The following is a 19,250-nucleotide window of genomic DNA, read 5'->3' as shown; positions in this document are numbered from 1 at the left end:
TACAATTTATTCGACTCCTTCTCGCCAAGTCATGCGCACAACGCGTTGACTTGGTAAGGGCTAGTATTGCCTGAAACAAGAGAAGAAGTCATATAAGGACAACCGATTATGAACCTTGACTACTTATCAGAACTTGCTGTCACTGGACACTTTGTCGATTTAGACGGCGAGCGCTTCTACAAGATCGCCAACGTCGATCAAATGTCACCATTTTTCATTAGCGTAGTTTCAGCAAGCGATCACTGGCTGTTTATTTCGTCTACAGGCAGCTTATCAGCCGGTCGAATCCGCCCAGAGAACGCTCTATTTCCTTATCGCTCAGTCGATCATATTCATGAGAACGCCGAAAATACTGGCTCAAAAACCATCGTTAAAGTTCATACCGAGCAAGGTGTGACGGCACTATGGGAACCGTTCAACCGTTTCCATGATGGCCTCTATCACACTGAACGTCACCTGTACAAAAACACCATTGGTGACAAAATTGTGTTTGAAGAAATCAACCACAGCCTAAAGCTCAAATTCCGTTACAGCTGGAGCTCAAGTGAGCGTTTTGGTTTTGTTCGCCATAGCCAAATTACCGATCTATCTGGTCAAGAACGTCAACTTGAATTGATTGATGGTCTACAGAACTTGTTGCCATCAGGCGCGCCTCTTGCCGCACTCCAAACGCGCAGCGCACTGGTTGACGCTTACAAATGGAACGAGCAAGTCGACGACTCATCAATGGCACTGTACACCATGTACGCTAAACTCAGCGACCGCGCCGAGCCAGCAGAGTCATTGCTATCGACTGCAGTATTCTCACTTGACCAAAGTAATAGCCAATTGTTACTTAGCAGCGAACAACTGGGCGCATTCCGCCGTGGTTTAACTATCAACAGTGAAAACCTGACCAAAGGTGTGCGCGGCAGCTACTTACTGCATAAATACCTCACTCTAGCAGGCAACCAAACGCAAGATTGGCGCATAGTGGCCGACATCGATAAAGGCCATAAAGAGATTAATGAGCTCACCGAGCTATTATCAAACCCTAGTCAGCTTGGTTTGCTGGTTGAGCAAAGTATTGCAGATAACCAACGCGATCTGATCACACTGATGTCGGGCGCCGATGCTTGGCAATTAACCGCAGATGAAAACACCAGCGTCCATCATTATGCTAACGTACTGTTTAATAACATGCGTGGTGGCGTGATTGAAAACAACTACCGTTTAGACAAAGCTGATGTGGTAAAAACGCTCAACAATGCCAACAAAAAAGTCGCCACTAAGCACGCGGCATTTTTTGCTGACCTGCCAGAGAACTTCACCCATGCCGAGCTGATTCGCCAAGCAAAAGACCGTGGTGATGCGCAGTTGATTCGCCTTAGCTACGAGTATCTGCCATTAACGTTTGGCCGTCGTCATGGTGACCCAAGCCGTCCTTGGAACCATTATGAAATCAAACTTAAAGATGAGAACGGTGAGCGCTTACTTTCTTATCAAGGCAACTGGCGTGATATCTTCCAAAACTGGGAAGCGATTGCACTGAGCTATCCTGGCTTCATTTCATCTTTTATCGCTAAATTTGTTAACGCCTCAACGATCGATGGCTATAACCCATACCGCATTACCAAAGATGGCATAGATTGGGAACTGCTGGAAGCAGACGATCCGTGGAGCAATATTGGCTACTGGGGCGATCACCAAATCATCTATCTACTTAAGTTCCTTGAGTTGGCAGACAAGTACCAAAGCGAAGAGCTGGCTGAGATGCTAACCAGCGATATTTACAGCTACGCCAACGTTCCCTATAAACTGTGCGATGTAGAACAACTGTTCGCGAACCCAAAAGACACCGTCTCTTTTGATCAAGAGCTCCAGACAGAGATCGAACAACGAGTTGCCGATCTAGGTAGCGATGGTCGCCTATTAGTTGAACGCGACAATGAGGTTTACACGGTAAACTTAACTGAAAAAATCATGGTACCACTGCTGTCTAAACTGAGTAATCTTGTTCTCGACGGTGGTATTTGGCTCAACACACAACGTCCTGAGTGGAACGATGCCAATAACGCGATTGTTGGTAATGGCTTATCGATGGTCACTCTGTACTACATGCGTCGTTACGTCGCCTTTATGCAGAAACTACTGACTAATGCACCAAACGATATCTCAATTTCTAAAGAAGTCGTTGACTGGATGCTATCCATTCACAAGGTACTGCAAGATGCCTGCAAAGAGATAAAGCAAGAAACAGTAACGCGTCAAACACGTAAAGCTATTTTGACTCAATTAGAGAAAGCATTTGAGCTTTACCGTAGCCGTGTTTATCGCATGAAAGGCTTCTCGGGCAAAACCAATGTCGAGCTTTCAGCACTACAAGACATGCTTGCCACAAGCATGAACGTGCTTGATTCAAGCATTGAAAACAACTTACGAAAAGATGGTCTATACAACGCTTACAACATCGTTACTTACTCGGGAGAAAGCCTCAATATTGATGAACTCTACCCTATGCTAGAAGGTCAAGTTGCCGTACTTAGTGCCGGTGTTCTCACACCAAAACAAGCGGTAACCTTATTGGATAACCTTTTTGCCAGCGAAATGTACCGCTCCGATCAAAATAGCTTCATGCTCTACCCTGATCGCGATTTACAACGCTTTATGCAAAAGAATCATATTCCTCAAGCAGAGGTAGAAAATAGTAAACTTCTTTCTGCCATGCTTGAAGCAAAAGACCAACGCATCATCAACTGCGATTCAAAAGGTCAAATTCACTTCAATCCAAGCTTTGAAAATGCCGAGTTCTTAAAACGTGCATTACAAAAAGTCAAAGCCGACTACACACAAAGTGATAACGAGAGTTTAGAGTCGGTGCTATCACTGTACGAACAAGTGTTTAACCATAAGGCCTTTACTGGTCGTTCTGGCACTATGTTTGGTTACGAAGGCTTGGGCTGCATTTACTGGCATATGGTTTCTAAACTGCTACTCGCTGTGCAAGAAAACTACTTGGCTGCGCGTGAACTTGATGCAAACAGCACTGAAACCGCGCAACTGGCCGATTACTATTACAAGGTCCGTGCAGGTATCGGTTTCAACAAAACACCAGACAACTACGGCGCCTTCCCGACCGACCCATATTCACATACGCCAAAACAAGCGGGTGCCCAGCAACCGGGTATGACAGGTCAGGTAAAAGAAGAAGTGATCACACGTTTTGTCGAGCTCGGTATCGAAATTAAACACGGGCGTATCATCATTAACCCAACGCTACTGAATCAAAGTGAGTTCCTTAGCCAAAGCGCGCAATTTGATTGCCTCAATGTGAGTGGTGAAAATTGCAGCTATGCGGTTGACGAAGGCCAACTGGCATTCACCTACTGCCAAGTGCCATTCATCTACCAGAAAGGTGATAGCGCAAACATTACTTGCGTGTTCAGTGATGGATCGAGTGAAACATTCAATACTCTCGAATTATCAACATCACTAAGTGAAAACATCTTTGCACGTAATGACCAAATCAAAAAAGTGAAGGTCACTATCCCAGCAACAATGTTACGACAATAATTTAATTAACCACATTTAGGTTATGCGGGCAGCTAGGGGAGATTTCGGGGGAGATCTTGGTTGCCCGCTTTTTTATGTGCACTCACCTATCGCTAACTATTTGTGTAAACTCCGATTTATCGCTAGAGTGAATACAATAAAGCTATTTATAACAAGGATTCACTATGAAACTTTCCCCTACTGCACTCGTTCTTTCTGCCCTCCTAATCTCATCGCCAACTTTTGCCGCCAAGCCTGAATGGGCGGGGAAAGGAAAACCAGATCTTGAAGAGATAAAAACCTTTGCTGACGCACAAAAAGTGAGCGCCGAGGTGGAACAGCGAGAACAAGAACTCGATCAGCTTATCGATGAAAAGAAAACAAAAGCGAAAAAAGCCAAAGGAAAAAACAAACAGAAAATCGAGCAAGAAATCGAACAATTAGAAGATGAAGCTGACGAGCTTGATGAGGCCAAACAACAACTCAAGCAGAAGCAAAACAAGCTCAAAACTGACCAAGACAAGCAGTCAAAAGGCTTAGCAAAACAACAAGAGAAAAAAGCAGGTCAGGAGCGCAAAGAGCAAGGTAAAGGCTCGGAGCAAGGTCAACAACAGCGCGAAGAAAACAGCAAGAAATGGTGGAAGTTCTGGGAGTAGTTAACGACTAAACCTGACACATTTAACCAGGTGTAGTGACTCTCTTAAATCCTACACCTTGCCTTGATTCAAGCGAACTGCCAGATTTGATAAAAAATCTGCCAATAGCTTAGAAGTGGACAAAGCGTGCTTCGGAAAGTTTACTACATCAGGTTTCGAGTAATTTTAATCTGTTGATTTGAGGAGCGCTAATTTTAAATTAAACGTTATTGGCATTAAGCCAAACTCCATTTTCTTTGTGTGCTAGTAACGTTCCAATAAGATCTCTGAGCTCAATTCTACTTGTAAAAAATGGAGCGCAAGACGAAGCTGATATTTTGGCGCCTTTTAAGCCACGCATAAAAACCGTTTCTAATCTTAATGTGTTATTTTTTTCGTTAATATATTTAATATTAAATGTTGGCATAATTATCTTCTAGTTTATTGTTGGTATTTTTATAGTTTAAACCAAAAGTTTTTCCAGAAATAAGTGCGTGAGGAATGCATCTTTTAAGGGGGGAAAGCAGTTGATTGGCTATTTTGAGGGGGGAGGTATAGAGGTGGTTGATAACCACCTCTATTTAAATCAGTTTAAGCAACGACAACATTCGCAGCTTGAAGGCCTTTTTGACCTTGCTCTACATTGAAAAGAACCTTTTGGCCTTCAATTAGAGTCTTAAAACCTTCTGAAACGATAGAGTTGAAATGAACGAATACGTCAGCACCGCCATTATCTTGAGTCAAAAAGCCAAAACCTTTACTTTCGTTAAACCATTTTACAGAACCAGTTGTTTTATCAGACATAGATTGTCCCTTAATATTTAAATATAAATGAGTCGCCAAAATGCGAAGCGCTGAAAATTGAATTATTTAATGCATCTATGAAGCTAACGAAGGGAAACTCTGAGGATAACAACTAGTGAATTCTGAGGGCTTTACTTAAAAAACTTTATTTTTTCATTTAATAACTCTGAATAACAGAGCAAAGCCATTATGCGCTTTATTAATTTAATGTAAAGGATTATTTAATTTTTAAGCTAATTAACTTTTTTATGACAAAATGACAGACAAAAGTAAGTTGTCGACAACGCGCTGAAACGCTCAGCGATGGAGTTGATAAACATAAAAAATAACGCCTTTTTACGACGCCATCATTGAGTCCATACGATTAAGCAATTTGCCTATCCTGAGTTAACGGCGACATAGAAGCAATTCTTACCTGAGCTTTTCGCTCGATATAGCGCTTCATCGGCGTGACGAAACGTATTGGCTTTCGCAGTCTCCTGATGAAGCGCAACACCACAGCTGATGGTTACAGACTGGCCAATACTAAAGTCATGATTCGCAATGGTGGTTTGAATTGACCTAACTCGTTGTTCAATAACTGAGTAGTCGGCGACCTCAAACGCAATAAGAAACTCTTCTCCTCCCCATCGACCTACCTGCCCAACCCCTTCAACTTCAGTCTCTAAGATGCGTGCAACTTCAATCAAGACTTGGTCACCCACATCATGACCACAGTCATCATTGATTTTCTTAAAGTCATCAACATCAACTATCGCGATCCATTGCACTTTCTGCGGCTCAAGTAACAAGGCTTCCATATGACGTCGGTTATACAGTTGGGTCAACATATCGGTATGAGATAAGATTTGCAGTTGTCGATTCGTTTCATGCAGCAAATCCATGGTTTTTCGCCGCCCAGAATCATAGAAATAGGCAATCGAAAATAAAAACAAGTAGATGATAGAAAGGTGGATAAAGCTGATGGTATCAAATGGAATGGGTGGCCAATTATGCATATCAATCAAACAGATATAAGCCACTATTGCAAAATTTATTAGACTGAAAACTGAGCCGAGTCTGTAGCCTAGAACAAATATCGCCACCACGGGCGTCAAGAACGAAAATGCTAACGCAAATTCACTGTGACCAGAGCCGACAATAAACAGTAAGCTTATGGATGACATTACCAACACCATAATCGTTGCGGCTACATTGATCTTTCTACTGCGCCATAAAAAAACGTAGGCAATGGCACAAAAACCCAATCCCACGGCTTCAATGGCAGCAAGTAAAAGACTGGGTATGACTAAGGTATTGTAATAAACCAAAAAGGAGAGCACAGCTGACAACACGCTCAGAGAGGCAAAGATAAATACGCTTTCTCTGTAGTCTGGGTCGTCACAGCTTATCCCCAGCCATTTTTCTAATCCTTTGGTTAGCACTGCCGTTCACATCACTCTCATTTATGATACGGCTAATATACCTTAAGGTATGTGCATCGTCACCCGAAATGCAGGCTTATTGTCAAAAAGTGTTGCGCCGATATAGTTCGAAACGAAAGTGATGACAGCGCTAATATGATCAAGAGAGGGTGAGCCGTCACGCCCCCCTCTATCTACCACTTACAAAGTCACTTTCTTTATCATACCCGCTTCAGCATGACCGGGCATATTGCAGGCGAACTCAACTTGATTGCTACCATGGAAATGCCACAAAAGCTGCTTTGCTTTGCCCGGTTGAACGGTAACGGCACTGTCTGAGTCATGAGCATGGCCAGTCATGTTTTTCATCATTTCGCGGTGTTTTAGCTGTTCACTCGCTGAACCTATGGTGAACTCATGATCAATCTTGCCGACGTTCATCACCACAAACTGCACCACATCATTTGGTTCAATTTCTACCGCTTTTTTGAATTTGATGCTCATGTCATCATCCAGAATCACATGCACCACTTTGTCTGGTTTCGCGCCTTTTGCTGGCATACCAACTTCAGACATACCCTCCATATTCATCATGGCGTTATTCATGCCTGAATGATCCATCTTGGCGTGGTCCATCTCACCATGGTCCATCTTCATCTGTCCGCTATCGGCCAGTGCAAGCGTTGCAGTAAGGCCCAATGCGATGGCGATAAGTGTCTTTTTCATACTATTTCCTTCCCTTTCGGTGTTAAAGCCTCAACCATTAAGCGAGGCTTTTATTGTTGAGCTTAGTTAGATTAACTCGTCGTTGTTTTTTAACTCGCGCAGCTTCCACAATTTAAAAATGGCGGGTAGCACAACGAGAGTGAGTAGCAAGGCAGACGCCATGCCACCAATCATTGGCGCGGCGATACGTTGCATGACTTCAGAGCCAGTGCCTTCACCATACATAATCGGGATCAGACCAATAATGACAGTCAGAACCGTCATCATTACAGGGCGCACACGCAGCCCAGCGCCTTCTTCAATCGAGTCATTAAGGTCTTTAAGCAACAAGGGTTGATGTTGCTGCTGTCGTGTCAATTTGGTGTAGTGCCACGCTTGGTTTAGATAAACCAACATAATCACACCAATCTCAACCGCGACCCCAGCCAAGGCAATAAAACCGACCCCAACCGCAATCGAGAAGTTGTAGTTTAGGTAATGCATTAGCCATAAACCGCCAACCATAGCAAGGGGTAGCGTAAGCATAATGATCATCACCTCTCCCACTCGGCGGAAGCTCAAATAGAGCAACAACATGATGATGGCAAGCGTAATTGGCACAACCACCCCCAAACGCTCTTTGGCTCGTTCCATGTACTCATACTGACCTGACCATCCGAGCGAATAACCCGCGGGTAGGTTGAGCTGCTCCGTGACTAAGTTTTTCGCTTCTTCAACATAAGAGCCGAGATCTCGACCTTCGATATCGACATAAACCCAGCCATTTGGACGCGCATTTTCCGTTTTGATCATCGGCGGACCATCTTCGTAGCGAATATCCGCCACATCAGCTAACGCAATACGCGCGCCGTTTGGCGTCACTAACGGCAAGTCTCGCAACTTAACCACTGAATCACGGTAACTTTGCGGGTAACGTACATTAATTGGGTAGCGTTCTAACCCTTCAATGGTTTCGCCGACATTCATACCACCAACCGCCGTTGAGACCACTTGCTGAACTTGTTTGATACTCAACCCATAACGTGCAGCAGCGTGACGATTGATATCGATAGTCACATAACGCCCCCCCGCAACACGCTCGGCATACACAGAAGCGGTGCCTGAAATGCCATTTAAAATCGGCTCAAGCTCCGCGCCAATCTTCTCGATGACTTTCAGATCAGGCCCGGCTATTTTTATTCCGATCGGCGTTTTAATCCCTGTTGCCAGCATGTCGATACGTGTTTTGATCGGCATCACCCAAGCATTGGTCAAACCGGGAAATTGCACCAGATCATCAAACTCTTTGCGCAGTAATTCTGAGGTCATCCCTTCACGCCACTCTTCACGTGGTTTGAGCTGAATTACCGTCTCGATCATCGTCAGTGGCGCTGGATCGGTGGCGGTTTCTGCACGGCCGATTTTGCCCCACGCCGTTTCCACTTCAGGTACCGTCATGATCAACTTATTGGTTTGCTGCAAAAGCTCACGTGCTTTACCAATAGAGATACCGGGATAGGTGGTCGGCATATACATCAAATCACCTTCATCCAATGGCGGTATGAACTCACTGCCGAGCTTAGACGCTGGATAATAAGCAGATAACATCAAAGCTAACGCGAGCGTTATGGTGCTTTTCGGATATTTGAGACTGGCACTAAGTAGCGGTTTGTAAAGAGCAACCAACCCTTTGTTGATCGGGTTTCTATTCTCAGGCAACACCTTGCCGCGAATAAAGTAACCCATCAGTACTGGCACCAGAGTGATGGCGAGTCCTGCCGCCGCCGCCATCGCGTAGGTTTTAGTAAAGGCAAGTGGTGAGAACATTTTGCCCTCTTGCCCTTCTAAGGCAAACACAGGCACAAAACTTAACGTGATGATAATCAGTGAGAAAAATAGCGGCGCGCCCACTTCTTGCGCCGCATCACCAATCACTTGCCAACGGTTCTTATCATTCAGCGGGGTACGTTCAATATGCTTATGGACGTTTTCTATCATCACGATTGCGCCATCCACCATGGCGCCAATCGCTATTGCAATACCCCCTAGCGACATGATATTCGCGTTGATGCCTTGCCAATACATGATGATAAACGCAGACAAAATTCCCACAGGTAAGCTCAGTGCAATCACAAGCGAAGAGCGAATATGGAATAAGAACAGCGCACAAACAACCGCAACAACGATGAACTCTTCGGCTAACTTCTTCCAAAGGTTTTCAACAGCAGCATTGATTAATGTCGAGCGATCATAGGTCGATACGATCTCGACACCATCAGGTAAACCGCTTTGTAACTGCGCAAGCTTCAGCTTAACCTTATTGATCACCTCACTGGCATTTTCACCAAATCGCATCACGATAACGCCACCCACTGCTTCACCCTCACCATTCAACTCGGAAATTCCGCGTCTCATCTGAGGACCAAGATTGATCTCGGCGATATCTCCTAGCAGCAACGGGGTCCCTTGCCCTGTCACCTTTAATGGCAGCGCCTGAATATCTTCGATGCTGGTCAGGTAGCCTGTGGCTCGAACCATATGCTCAGCTTCAGCAACTTCCACCACCGAGGCGCCGCTTTCTTGGTTACCGTCTTGAATCGCTTGGTTTACTTGTTGCAGCGTCAGGTCATAAGCGCGCAGCTTGGCAGGATCAATCTGAACCTGATACTGCTTGACCATACCGCCGACTGTTGCGACTTCAGAGACACCATCCACAGTTTGCAGCTCATACTTTAAGAACCAATCTTGCAGGCTGCGCAGTTGAGCTAAGTCATGTTGGCCGGTTTTATCCTGCAAAACATAACTGTATATCCAACCCACACCCGTAGCATCAGGCCCTAGGGCAGACTTGGCACTTGGCGGCAAGTTAGGGGCAACTTGGCTTAAGTACTCAAGCACGCGTGAGCGCGCCCAATACATATCGGTGTCATCATCAAAAATAATGTACACGTATGAGTCACCAAAGAACGAATAACCACGCACTGTCTCTGCACCCGGCACAGCAAGCATGGCAGTGGTCAGCGGATAGGTCACTTGATCTTCAACCACCTGCGGCGCTTGGCCTGGGTAACTGGTTTTAATGATCACCTGCACATCAGACAGGTCAGGTATGGCATCAACTGGCGTATTCTTTACGCTATAAAGCCCGCCAAAAACAAGTGCTGCCGTCGCAACCAACACCAGAAATCGGTTATTGATAGACCAGCGAATAATCGCATTAATCATGCTTCATCCTCGCTAGTTGTTACTTGTTTAAGTAGGTAATCCGTGGCTTGCTTTTCAACTAGAAACCGAACGCGTTGCCCTTCTTCTAATCCCGACAGATCGACCTCATCACCCACTGAAAAGTTCATCTCCCCAGCCTCCCATCCCCACTCGGCGACAGGAAGGTGACTCAGAGTAATCATGCCAAAATCAGCCATTAGCATGGTAATATCACCGGTAACCCATACCTGCGCTGCGATCACGCTGTCACCAACCTTGTAATCGACGATTTGATATTGGCCATCTTCAGACTTCTGCATCTCAAAATCTATGCTTTGGCCTTGCTTGAAATCGCCCATTTCCACCCCTTCAGCAAGGGTAAAATTCATCGTCATGCCCGGCCACTCCCACTGCGGGACAGGTTGGTGATTGATGGTCAACATTCGATGTCCACTCATCACATCGGTAATTTCACCCTTTGCCCACGCGGTTTCTTTTAATGGTTCTATTCCATTAATACGCTCAAGATCGGCAGACTGACTCGATTCAGAATCCAACATAAAATGAGCTGAGGTGACAATTTTCTCGCCAAGTTTAAGGCCTTGCATCACTTCAATGTTTTCGCCGGCCTCTCGTCCCACTTCAATACGAATTGAGCGATATTTACCATCCCCTTCAGCAAGCACGACTCTTGTCATGCCACCAGAGCGAATCACCGCTGAGCGCGGAATCGTTATGACTTCTTCACTACTGACAGGATGCAACGCCACATTGGCAAACATGTTCGGTTTCAGCTCACCATTGGGGTTAGCGAATTTAAGGCGGACACGCAATGTACGTGTGTCAGGGTCAAGAATGGGATAAACGTAGTCTACTTTTCCTGTCCATTGCCCTGTTGGCAGAGCATCCAATGTCATTGATGCCTGGCTGCCTTGTTTTATCCAGTGTGACTGACGCTCAAACACTTCAGCATCGACCCACACTTCATCTAGTGGCCCCGCGCTTATCACCGCTTGAGCCGGTGATAAATAGCCCCCTTCGCGAATATTCAAGCTGGCAATAATGCCATCAGCAGGCGCTTTGATCTCGATGGTTTGAGTTGCCTTACCACTACGTGCAATGGCAGCAATTTGTGCTTTATCAACCCCTAAGGTCGCCAATCGATCGGTCGCTCCCTTAATCATGCCAGAACGCTTCGCTTTGTAAGCACTGATCAACTCCTCTTGCGCTTTTACAAGCTCAGGGGAATAAAGCGTAAACAACACCTCACCGCGCTTTACCTTCTCACCGACCGCGTTGATATAGAGCTTTTCTACCCAGCCAGAAACACGCACATTGGTCTGCCACAGTTTGCTGTCATCAAAGGCAATATAACCGACCGTTTCAATCCGTGGTGACAAGGCCTCTCGCTTGGCCATCGCCGTCTTCACTCCGAGGTTGTTTTCAACCGAAGGATCAATTTTAACGGTCCCTGGCTTATCGCTTGAACCATTAAGGTCTTCAGCGTAGACAGGGACTAAATCCATGCCCATTGGCGACTTACCTGGTTTGTCTCGTTGATAATTGGGATCCATCGGAGCAACCCAGTACAGAGGCTCATTCGTTGACGAACGAGTTTCACTCGCTAGGGCGGACATTTCATGGTCCATCTCTGGTAAATAGCGACTAATTCCATACCCGATAACACCACCGACCAATAGCGCAACCGTTGCAACTTTTAACGTACTCATGACTTTTCCTTCTTATTGTTGTGGCGCGTGTGCAGCGGAGTTGGGCAGCGAGTGTTGATACCCGCCAAGTAAAGCTGCAAGTTTGCTATTGGTAATGTTGAGATCGGTAACTAAGCGCTCTAATTCTATGCGTAGCGCAATATCATCGGTTGTTGCGGTCAGCACATCGCTAAACTGAGCGGTGTTATTTTGGTAGCCACGCTCTATGGCTTCGATTCTGGCACTCGCTTGAGGAATGAGACGTTCTTGGTAGCGTTCGATACGTTCGATAAGATTAACGCGATCATTGACCAAAGCATTCACTTGCGCGTTCATCTGCGCCAGAAGTGCGTCTTTTTGGTATTGAGACGCTCCGACCTGATATTGCGCAGCCGATAGACTTTTATCTTGGCGGTTTCCTGTAAACAATGGAATGTCCAACGTTAAATAGGCGCTAACAAGATCAGAGGCCGGTTCGCCACGCATGTTATTCGCCTGTCTGTAGGCGTACATGACTTCAACACCAAACTGCGGGGTATATGATTGCTCGGCAATGTCCACTTGCGTTTGTGTGACTGAAATATTGACATCGGCAATACTCGCCATTGGGTGCTGCTTTAACTCAGGGTAGTACTCTTGCGTCTGTGCATAGCGAGCCAATAATTGGTCAAGACGCGACCAATCCAACTGATTACTTGCTAACGGCAGAGCCTCATGATTTATTTGCGTTAGCCACTGCGCACCAAGCCACTCTGACAGCTGTGCTAGTAAACGCTGCTGCATCTGTAGATTGCTTTGCAACTTGTCATCAATTTTGTGCAACTGAAGCTGAGTATTGAGTAAGTCTTGTGCTTCACTATTACCGATAGCGTAATTAGTACGGACGAACTGTTCCATTTCCCCCATCACACGCTGGTTCTCTTCCACCAGTGCTTGTGTGCGTTGCAAATAGCCGAGTTCGAGCCACAATTGAGTCATTTGGTTGGCAATGTCACGTTCGCGAACTTGAGCTTGAAGTGAGACGCCATCGGCTTGTTGGTTGGCTTTACGTTGATTGAGCTCTAATGTCGAGCCGCGCTCAAATTGCTGCATCAAACCAACAGAAATGTTGGTCATTGGGTCGTCATCGAACTTAAAGGAGTCGATAGGCAAACCGCCAAAGCCGACTTTTATTTTAGGGTCCATCAACGTCGAACTTGCAACACCACTCTCTCTTAATGCCTGAGATTGAGACGCGTATTGCGCGCGAGTAGCATCTTGCATAATCGCCACAGCTATCATTTGATTGAGCTGTAACGTCGCAGTTTGAGTGTTTTCTGAATGGCTTACGATATCAGCCATGGCTAAAGATGGTAGCATTGCCGCACTCGCAACAATACACAGACTCAGGGCTTTGGGGCGATCAAAAGTACTTAATTCAATAATCACAATAGGTATCCATTTAGAGCGTAAAAACGCTATAGATATCTCCCTAGCTCAACAATCAATATAGATCATCAATCAGAGCTAAAGAACGAAAGTGCGAGTTGAATTAAGCGGAAGGTGGGCGGAGAATACTTTGCGAACGTGAGACCTTTTCACCCATTTTCACCGCATTAAAATGGGCAAAACGAGAAGAAAACTCACTGTTTGTTTTGATATTGGCTAAAGGAAAAGAGGCGCTGGAACAGACAGATCCACAGTGGATATGGGTGTCGGTGTCAGTATCATCACAATGACTGACTGATTGAGTCGTTGGATACTCTTTAGCTAAAGTGGAGGAATGACAATAATCACGCTCAGAACTCGTCACAGAATGAGTAGAATGAACAGAGTGAGTATTGTCGACCACCACCTCTGACATCATCATACTCTTCATTACCATGCTTGGTGCGCTTGACACATAGTTAGACATCAACATCGCCAAGATGCCGAAAATCATAATCCATGTTGTGCGTGATGAGTGTGTCATAGCGTACCCTTGATAAGAGTAGAGAAGTATAAACCTTACACCTAGGGTAAGGTCAACTCCGTTTTACAGGCTTTTTCTGGTTTACTTGATCATTCCATGCTTGGTCATCCATCTTCTGTATAGAAATGACTTGCAGATAACGGCAACTGATGTAATTTGTTGTCTCTGATTTATTGCCCTTTTCCCAACAACCCGGTCAACTATGCCTAGCAAAGATATCAAATTTATTGCCGTCGATATGGACGGAACGCTACTCGACCACAACAGCCAACTGCCAGAAGACTTCTACTCAGTCTATCAACAACTTGAGCAGCGCGGCATCACTTTGGCTGCCGCTTCCGGCCGTCAGTACTACAGCCTGATGGAGACGTTCGCACCAATTAGCGATCGCATGATGTTTATCGCTGAAAATGGCACCATGGTGATGCATCAAGGCAAAGAGCTGTACCGCTGTGAAATGGATAAAACATCAATTACGAGCATCATTAACCAAGCGCGTTTGATTGAAGGTGCACATATCGTTTTGTGTGGTACGCAGTCGGCGTACATTGAAACCCAAGACCCTAAAGCACTTAAAGAGTTCGCCAAGTACTACCACCGCTGTCAATATGTGGAAGATCTGCTGAGTGTCGAAGATGACTTCATCAAGGTGGCTATTTGTCACTTTGACGGCACTGAGACGCATGTTTGGCCGAGTTTTGAACGCGAATTTGGCCACAGTCATCAGGTGGTCGTGAGCGCGAAAATCTGGCTTGATGTCATGAATGCCGAAGCATCAAAAGGGGCTGCAATTAAGCACTTACAAACTACTCTCGGTTTTAGCTATGAGCAAACCATGAGTTTTGGCGATTACCTCAACGATCTTGAGATGCTCAAAGCGAGTTACCACTCCTACGCAATGGCAAATGCCCACCCAACAGTGAAACAGACAGCACGTTTTTCTGCGCCGAGTCATCGTGAGGCTGGCGTCATGACGGTCATTAAGCGCGAGTTGCTCGACTAAGCCTGATACAACTCAAGTGGTAAGCCGTCCGGATCTTGAAAAAAGGTGAACGGCTTACCCGTAAACTCGTCGATACGAATCGGCTCAACCTCAATACCTTGGCTCTCTAAGTAGTGGCTATATTGATCAACCGATTGCACCGCGAAGGCTAAATGTCTTAGTCCCTGAGCTTCCGGTCTAGACGATCTTGGTGGTGGGTTGGGAAATGAGAACAACTCAATCTGACTGCCATCCGGCAGGGCAAGATCCAGCTTGTAGGAGTCGCGCTCAGCGCGGTAGTTTTCATCGATCACTTTAAGTTTCAACACCTGAGTATAAAACTGCTTTGAACGTGAGTAGTCTGAGCAGATCACTGCGACATGATGAATTCGTTTTAGTTGCATTAATAACTCCTTAAGCTAGCGTTAAACTCGTCGATGACCAATAAGCCATTATAATATTGACGCGCGTCTGCATCAGATGCTCCTATTGTGAGTGGGGACTCGTCTTGTCGGAACGATGGTCGAGTTGCTCTAACTGCGTGGCCAACTGTTGCTGTTGATTAGAGATAGATTCAAGGGCTTGTGCGGTGGTTTTGATTGCGTCAGCCATCGAAGAAAGATTGCGTGTAGTTTTGGTTAAGGTATGTTGAATTGGCCGAAGAATAAACCAAGCAATCACCACAATAATCGCAATGATGATGACGCCGATAAGGCTCACCACCAACAATATCTGCTGACGGACATCGGATAAAAAACGTTCGCTGCTGCGCGCCAACACTTGCTTAGAGTCTTGATATGCTTGAGGTAAAGACTCTACCGAGCGCCGAGACAACACCACCAATTGATTAAGGTTATCGACCGTGTGGTCTAACTGTTTTTGCTGCGCGGGCGTCAAACTCTCGTTCGCCGCGATTTTGTTGAGCGCCACACCGACTTGGTCGAGAGAGTGACGAGTGTCGTCTATCGCCCGCTCCACACCATCGAGTTCGAGCGTCATATTGATTTTAAAAAACGCCTCTGATTGAGGAGCAAGCTCATCCATTTGCGCGTAACCGTTAAAGCTAAAAACGCTGATAGCAATTGCCCATATCCATTTCATTTTTATTCCTTCTGTTCGACTCACGCATTGAATAATAGAATGACAACGGCTCCGTTGGCTACGTAAACCACGCCTGAATTATCACAAGCGTACACAATTCTCACTTTGCTCGATACGCATCCGCTAGATCATTTTCTGCCGCCAATGGTACATTAACCTTTCTCACAACCAAGGAATGTGCATGGACTTAAACTTACTGAAAACTTTTGATGTGGTGATGAAAACGCGTAGCGTCAATTTGGCGGCAGAAAACCTCAATGTTTCAGCGCCAGCGGTTAGCCATGCGCTCAATCGTCTGCGCGAACAGTACCAAGATCCCCTGTTTATTCGCCAAGGTAGAGGCATTACCCCGACCACATTAGCGATAGAGCTTCATGCCGAAATCCAACAACCGCTCAATTTACTACTTAACGGGGCAAAATCACGCCAACAGTTTAATCCACAAACCAGTCAACGTACCTTTCGTCTTTCAAGCCACAAAGATCTTGATGTGATGATATTGCCACGTCTGTTGGCTTATCGTGACCAACATGCCCCTGCGGTCAAACTAAGCACGGACTTTGAACATGCAGATGAGGCGCAGCGCCAGGCAGATTTACGCATGCGTCGTGTCGACTTGATTTTAGCCACCGTTCCCCTTGACGAACACGGCTACCATAATGAACGGTTATTTGAACAACCTTTGGTGGTGGTGTGCAGTCAAAACCATCCGCGCATCAAAAATACACTTAGCCATAAGCAATTTTTCGCTGAGCGCCATCTGCTGTGGGGTACTCAACGGCTCAATCAAGATATCATCGACTCACTGGCCATCGAGCAACAACCCAGTCGCGATATCGTCTATAAAACTGACTCAATCTGCAACGCGATCATGATGGCAGCGCAAACTGATTGGTTATGCGTAACGGGCAAGTGGCACGCTGAGTTTCTGGCCTCAAACCATAATCTCAACCTATTTCCACTGCCATTTGAACTCAAACCACTGCCTGTCTACATGACGTGGCACCAATCACAACACCAAGATTCAGGCCACCAGTGGCTCAAGCAATCGTTGTTTTGCGCAACACAAACACTGCGAGATTGAATGTGGATTAAATAAAAGTTAATTCACATTTAACTTTTGAGCCATCGATTGATTAATCCATGCACCCTACACTCTCTCTATCAACGAACGCTATCAAGTTCGCCATCAAGAGAGAGCAACTATGAAACTGCAAAAATCCATCGTATCTCTGGCCATTATCGCCACGTTTTCCCCAGTTCTGAGCTTCGCGGCACCGACCACCAGCACGCCAAAGCAAGCCTCTGACTTCACGATTGAAAAAAACCAACAACTCAAGCAGTATCTCGATTTTGATAACCACAGTGACTTTGAAGATGCGGCGCACGGGTTCATTGCCACTTGGCCTGAAAAAACCATCAACGACGCTGCAGGTAATATTATTTGGGATTTCAGCAAATACGATTTCATCGACCAAGACAACAACGTCGAGACCATCAATCCATCGTTACTACGCCAAGCCAAACTCAACAATATTGACGGCCTATTTAAAGTCAAACAAGGCGTCTATCAAATTCGAGGCTTTGACTTGTCGGTGATGTCGTTTATCCGTGGCGATAAAGGCTGGGTTGTCATAGACCCACTTATTTCACCGGAAACAGCCGCCGCTGGTTTAAAACTACTGCGTGATCGTGTCGAAGATCTGCCTGTCACAGGCGTCATTTTCACCCACTCCCACGTTGACCATTTCGGCGGCATTTTGGGCGTCACCAACCAAGCCGCAATCGATGCTGGTAAGGTCGACATTCTCGCACCTGAAGGCTTTTTCTCTCATTCAATTGCTGAGAACCTGATGGCGGGCAACACCATGTCACGCCGCGCGTCTTACATGTACGGCAACCTGCTTGAAGCAAGCAGCCAAGGCCAAGTGGATGGCGGCTTGGGCAAAACCACCTCATCGGGTAACCCGGGCATCGTCAAACCGACCCACATCGCTAGCATTACCGGTCAGGCGATGGAAGTCGATGGTGTCGAACTTGAGGTTATAATGGCGCAAGAGTCTGAAGCACCTTCAGAGTTTATGTTCTACTTCCCGCAGTACAAAACCATGATGGCCGCGGAGGTAATGACGCACACTATCCATAACATCTCGACCCTACGCGGTGCCAAAACTCGCGATGCGTCATCTTGGGCAGAGTATATTGACCAAGCGCTGCACACCTATGGTGATAAAGCCGATACCATGATCGCCTCGCACCACTGGCCGACCTTTGGCAAAGAAAAAATTCAAAACCAGCTCGAAAAAACTCGCGACATGTACAAGTTCGTCCATGACCAAACGCTACGTTTAGCTAACCAAGGCTATACACCAAACGAAATTTCCGCTGCAATTCAGTTACCAGACTCGTTAGGCAAAGAGTGGTACAACCGTGGCTACTACGGCACGGTATCGCATAATGCCCGCGCCACTTATGACTACTACTTCGGCGCTTGGTGGGATGGCAACCCTGCTAACTTAAACCCACTCACACCTAGCGAGCAAGGGGCCAAGTATGTCGAGGCGATTGGTGGAGAAGAACAAGTGATCAAGCTGGCGCAAACTGCCATCGCAAAAGGCCAATACCGCTGGGCTGTCACACTGCTCAACAATGTCACTTTTGCCAACCCAGACAATATGGACGCACGCTATCTTGAAGCCGACGCAATGGAGCAGTTAGGCTACCAAGCAGAGTCTGGCCCGTGGCGTAACTACTACTTGGGCGGCGCAAAAGAGCTTCGTCAGGGCATTCAACCTGTCGCAACGCCAAATACTGCTGCCATCGCGAAAAACATGCCCTTTGATCAGTTTTTGAAATACTTAGGTGTAACGGTTAAACCGGAGGCGGCAAAAGGGCTCGATATCAAGATTAATATTGATGTTAAAGGCGATGGTCACTATGCAATGGATTTAAGTAACTCGGTGCTAAAATCCTATTCAGAAAAACAGTTTAGCGATGCGGATCTCACCATCTCACTCACTCGTCAAGCATTTGAAAATATGATGACCAAACAAGCGACACTGCAAGATGAGCTCAAAACCGGCGACATCAAGGTTTCTGACCAACAAGCCTTCAAGCAGTTAATGTCGATATTTGATCAATTTGATATGTGGTTTGGTGTAGTAACACCATAACCTTTTGTGGTGATGCCATTGCCTTGGAGCGCAACAACCCACTGAATATTTG

15 protein-coding genes are annotated in these 19,250 nt (G+C 46.0%); 5 read left to right on the top strand and 10 right to left on the bottom strand.

Annotated elements, in window-relative coordinates; translation table 11 throughout:
• The first annotated feature begins 108 nt into the window (after window positions 1–108).
• Together ViNHUV68_RS16625 and ViNHUV68_RS16620 are read left to right on the top strand one after the other, a co-directional pair.
• Window positions 109–3,552, top strand: a complete 3,444-nt coding sequence (locus tag ViNHUV68_RS16625) for a hypothetical protein (protein WP_391091673.1) — start codon at window positions 109–111, stop codon at window positions 3,550–3,552.
• 164 nt (window positions 3,553–3,716) lie between these two features.
• Complete coding sequence (locus tag ViNHUV68_RS16620) at window positions 3,717–4,187, top strand: hypothetical protein (RefSeq protein WP_391091672.1); 471 nt, start codon at window positions 3,717–3,719, stop codon at window positions 4,185–4,187.
• A gap of 199 nt (window positions 4,188–4,386) precedes the next feature.
• Here the strand turns inward: ViNHUV68_RS16620 and ViNHUV68_RS16615 are convergent, their stop codons facing one another.
• The 8 genes from ViNHUV68_RS16615 to ViNHUV68_RS16580 all read right to left on the bottom strand — a co-directional run bounded on the left by ViNHUV68_RS16615 (window position 4,387) and on the right by ViNHUV68_RS16580 (window position 13,942).
• Window positions 4,387–4,593 carry a hypothetical protein gene (locus tag ViNHUV68_RS16615; RefSeq protein WP_391091670.1) on the bottom strand — a complete coding sequence of 69 codons (207 nt, stop codon included), beginning with the start codon at window positions 4,591–4,593 and terminating at the stop codon, window positions 4,387–4,389.
• A 164-nt stretch (window positions 4,594–4,757) separates the two neighbouring features.
• Entirely contained in the window at window positions 4,758–4,970 is a 213-nt protein-coding gene (locus tag ViNHUV68_RS16610; protein WP_038177491.1) for a cold-shock protein, read from the bottom strand.
• Window positions 4,971–5,347: 377 nt separating this feature from the next.
• Complete coding sequence (locus ViNHUV68_RS16605) at window positions 5,348–6,292, bottom strand: diguanylate cyclase (protein WP_391091858.1); 945 nt, start codon at window positions 6,290–6,292, stop codon at window positions 5,348–5,350.
• Between the two features lie 282 nt (window positions 6,293–6,574).
• Complete coding sequence (locus ViNHUV68_RS16600; RefSeq protein WP_391091668.1) at window positions 6,575–7,099, bottom strand: cupredoxin family protein; 525 nt, start codon at window positions 7,097–7,099, stop codon at window positions 6,575–6,577.
• 66 nt (window positions 7,100–7,165) lie between these two features.
• Entirely contained in the window at window positions 7,166–10,303 is a 3,138-nt protein-coding gene (locus ViNHUV68_RS16595) for a CusA/CzcA family heavy metal efflux RND transporter (protein WP_391091666.1), read from the bottom strand.
• Window positions 10,300–12,012, bottom strand: coding sequence for an efflux RND transporter periplasmic adaptor subunit (locus tag ViNHUV68_RS16590; RefSeq protein WP_391091664.1), 1,713 nt, complete (start codon window positions 12,010–12,012; stop codon window positions 10,300–10,302). Before ViNHUV68_RS16590 ends, ViNHUV68_RS16595 begins: the two co-directional genes overlap by 4 nt.
• Before the next feature lie 12 nt (window positions 12,013–12,024).
• A complete protein-coding gene (locus ViNHUV68_RS16585; protein WP_391091857.1) occupies window positions 12,025–13,350 on the bottom strand; it encodes a TolC family protein in 1,326 nt (441 codons plus the stop codon).
• Between the two features lie 172 nt (window positions 13,351–13,522).
• Window positions 13,523–13,942: a hypothetical protein gene (locus ViNHUV68_RS16580; RefSeq protein WP_391091662.1), complete on the bottom strand. Its 420-nt coding sequence runs from the start codon at window positions 13,940–13,942 to the stop codon at window positions 13,523–13,525.
• Window positions 13,943–14,144: 202 nt separating this feature from the next.
• Here ViNHUV68_RS16580 and ViNHUV68_RS16575 point away from each other — a divergent pair, with 202 nt between their 5' ends.
• Entirely contained in the window at window positions 14,145–14,945 is an 801-nt protein-coding gene (locus ViNHUV68_RS16575; RefSeq protein WP_038177498.1) for a Cof-type HAD-IIB family hydrolase, read from the top strand.
• On the opposite strand, the gene ViNHUV68_RS16570 is transcribed toward ViNHUV68_RS16575, so the two are convergent.
• Both ViNHUV68_RS16570 and ViNHUV68_RS16565 read right to left on the bottom strand, forming a co-directional pair.
• Window positions 14,942–15,328: a VOC family protein gene (locus tag ViNHUV68_RS16570; RefSeq protein WP_391091660.1), complete on the bottom strand. Its 387-nt coding sequence runs from the start codon at window positions 15,326–15,328 to the stop codon at window positions 14,942–14,944. The two genes, ViNHUV68_RS16575 and ViNHUV68_RS16570, sit on opposite strands and share 4 nt — an antisense overlap.
• 82 nt (window positions 15,329–15,410) lie before the next feature.
• The gene (locus ViNHUV68_RS16565) at window positions 15,411–16,025 is read right to left on the bottom strand and encodes a hypothetical protein (RefSeq protein WP_391091658.1); all 615 of its coding nucleotides are present in this window, start codon (window positions 16,023–16,025) and stop codon (window positions 15,411–15,413) included.
• A gap of 181 nt (window positions 16,026–16,206) precedes the next feature.
• Between ViNHUV68_RS16565 and ViNHUV68_RS16560 the strand changes: the two genes are divergently transcribed.
• Together ViNHUV68_RS16560 and ViNHUV68_RS16555 are read left to right on the top strand one after the other, a co-directional pair.
• Window positions 16,207–17,109, top strand: a complete 903-nt coding sequence (locus tag ViNHUV68_RS16560) for a LysR family transcriptional regulator (RefSeq protein ID WP_038177500.1) — start codon at window positions 16,207–16,209, stop codon at window positions 17,107–17,109.
• Window positions 17,110–17,230: 121 nt separating this feature from the next.
• Window positions 17,231–19,198: an alkyl sulfatase dimerization domain-containing protein gene (locus ViNHUV68_RS16555; protein WP_391091656.1), complete on the top strand. Its 1,968-nt coding sequence runs from the start codon at window positions 17,231–17,233 to the stop codon at window positions 19,196–19,198.
• Window positions 19,199–19,250 lie beyond the last annotated feature (52 nt).

The organism is Vibrio sp. NH-UV-68 (genome assembly GCF_042940635.1).
GTDB lineage: Bacteria > Pseudomonadota > Gammaproteobacteria > Enterobacterales > Vibrionaceae > Vibrio > Vibrio pacinii.
This window is presented reverse-complemented; position numbering and strand designations above follow the sequence as displayed.

Excerpts from the sequence above, each read along its gene's own strand:
- ViNHUV68_RS16625 (WP_391091673.1), top strand. The coding sequence starts at position 109 with ATGAACCTTGACTACTTATCAGAACTTGCTGTCACTGGACACTTTGTC.
- ViNHUV68_RS16620 (WP_391091672.1), top strand. The coding sequence starts at position 3,717 with ATGAAACTTTCCCCTACTGCACTCGTTCTTTCTGCCCTCCTAATCTCA.
- ViNHUV68_RS16615 (WP_391091670.1), bottom strand. The coding sequence starts at position 4,593 with ATGCCAACATTTAATATTAAATATATTAACGAAAAAAATAACACATTA.
- ViNHUV68_RS16610 (WP_038177491.1), bottom strand. The coding sequence starts at position 4,970 with ATGTCTGATAAAACAACTGGTTCTGTAAAATGGTTTAACGAAAGTAAA.
- ViNHUV68_RS16600 (WP_391091668.1), bottom strand. The coding sequence starts at position 7,099 with ATGAAAAAGACACTTATCGCCATCGCATTGGGCCTTACTGCAACGCTT.
- ViNHUV68_RS16595 (WP_391091666.1), bottom strand. The coding sequence starts at position 10,303 with ATGATTAATGCGATTATTCGCTGGTCTATCAATAACCGATTTCTGGTG.
- ViNHUV68_RS16590 (WP_391091664.1), bottom strand. The coding sequence starts at position 12,012 with ATGAGTACGTTAAAAGTTGCAACGGTTGCGCTATTGGTCGGTGGTGTT.
- ViNHUV68_RS16585 (WP_391091857.1), bottom strand. The coding sequence starts at position 13,350 with ATGCTACCATCTTTAGCCATGGCTGATATCGTAAGCCATTCAGAAAAC.
- ViNHUV68_RS16580 (WP_391091662.1), bottom strand. The coding sequence starts at position 13,942 with ATGACACACTCATCACGCACAACATGGATTATGATTTTCGGCATCTTG.
- ViNHUV68_RS16575 (WP_038177498.1), top strand. The coding sequence starts at position 14,145 with ATGCCTAGCAAAGATATCAAATTTATTGCCGTCGATATGGACGGAACG.
- ViNHUV68_RS16570 (WP_391091660.1), bottom strand. The coding sequence starts at position 15,328 with ATGCAACTAAAACGAATTCATCATGTCGCAGTGATCTGCTCAGACTAC.
- ViNHUV68_RS16565 (WP_391091658.1), bottom strand. The coding sequence starts at position 16,025 with ATGAAATGGATATGGGCAATTGCTATCAGCGTTTTTAGCTTTAACGGT.
- ViNHUV68_RS16560 (WP_038177500.1), top strand. The coding sequence starts at position 16,207 with ATGGACTTAAACTTACTGAAAACTTTTGATGTGGTGATGAAAACGCGT.
- ViNHUV68_RS16555 (WP_391091656.1), top strand. The coding sequence starts at position 17,231 with ATGAAACTGCAAAAATCCATCGTATCTCTGGCCATTATCGCCACGTTT.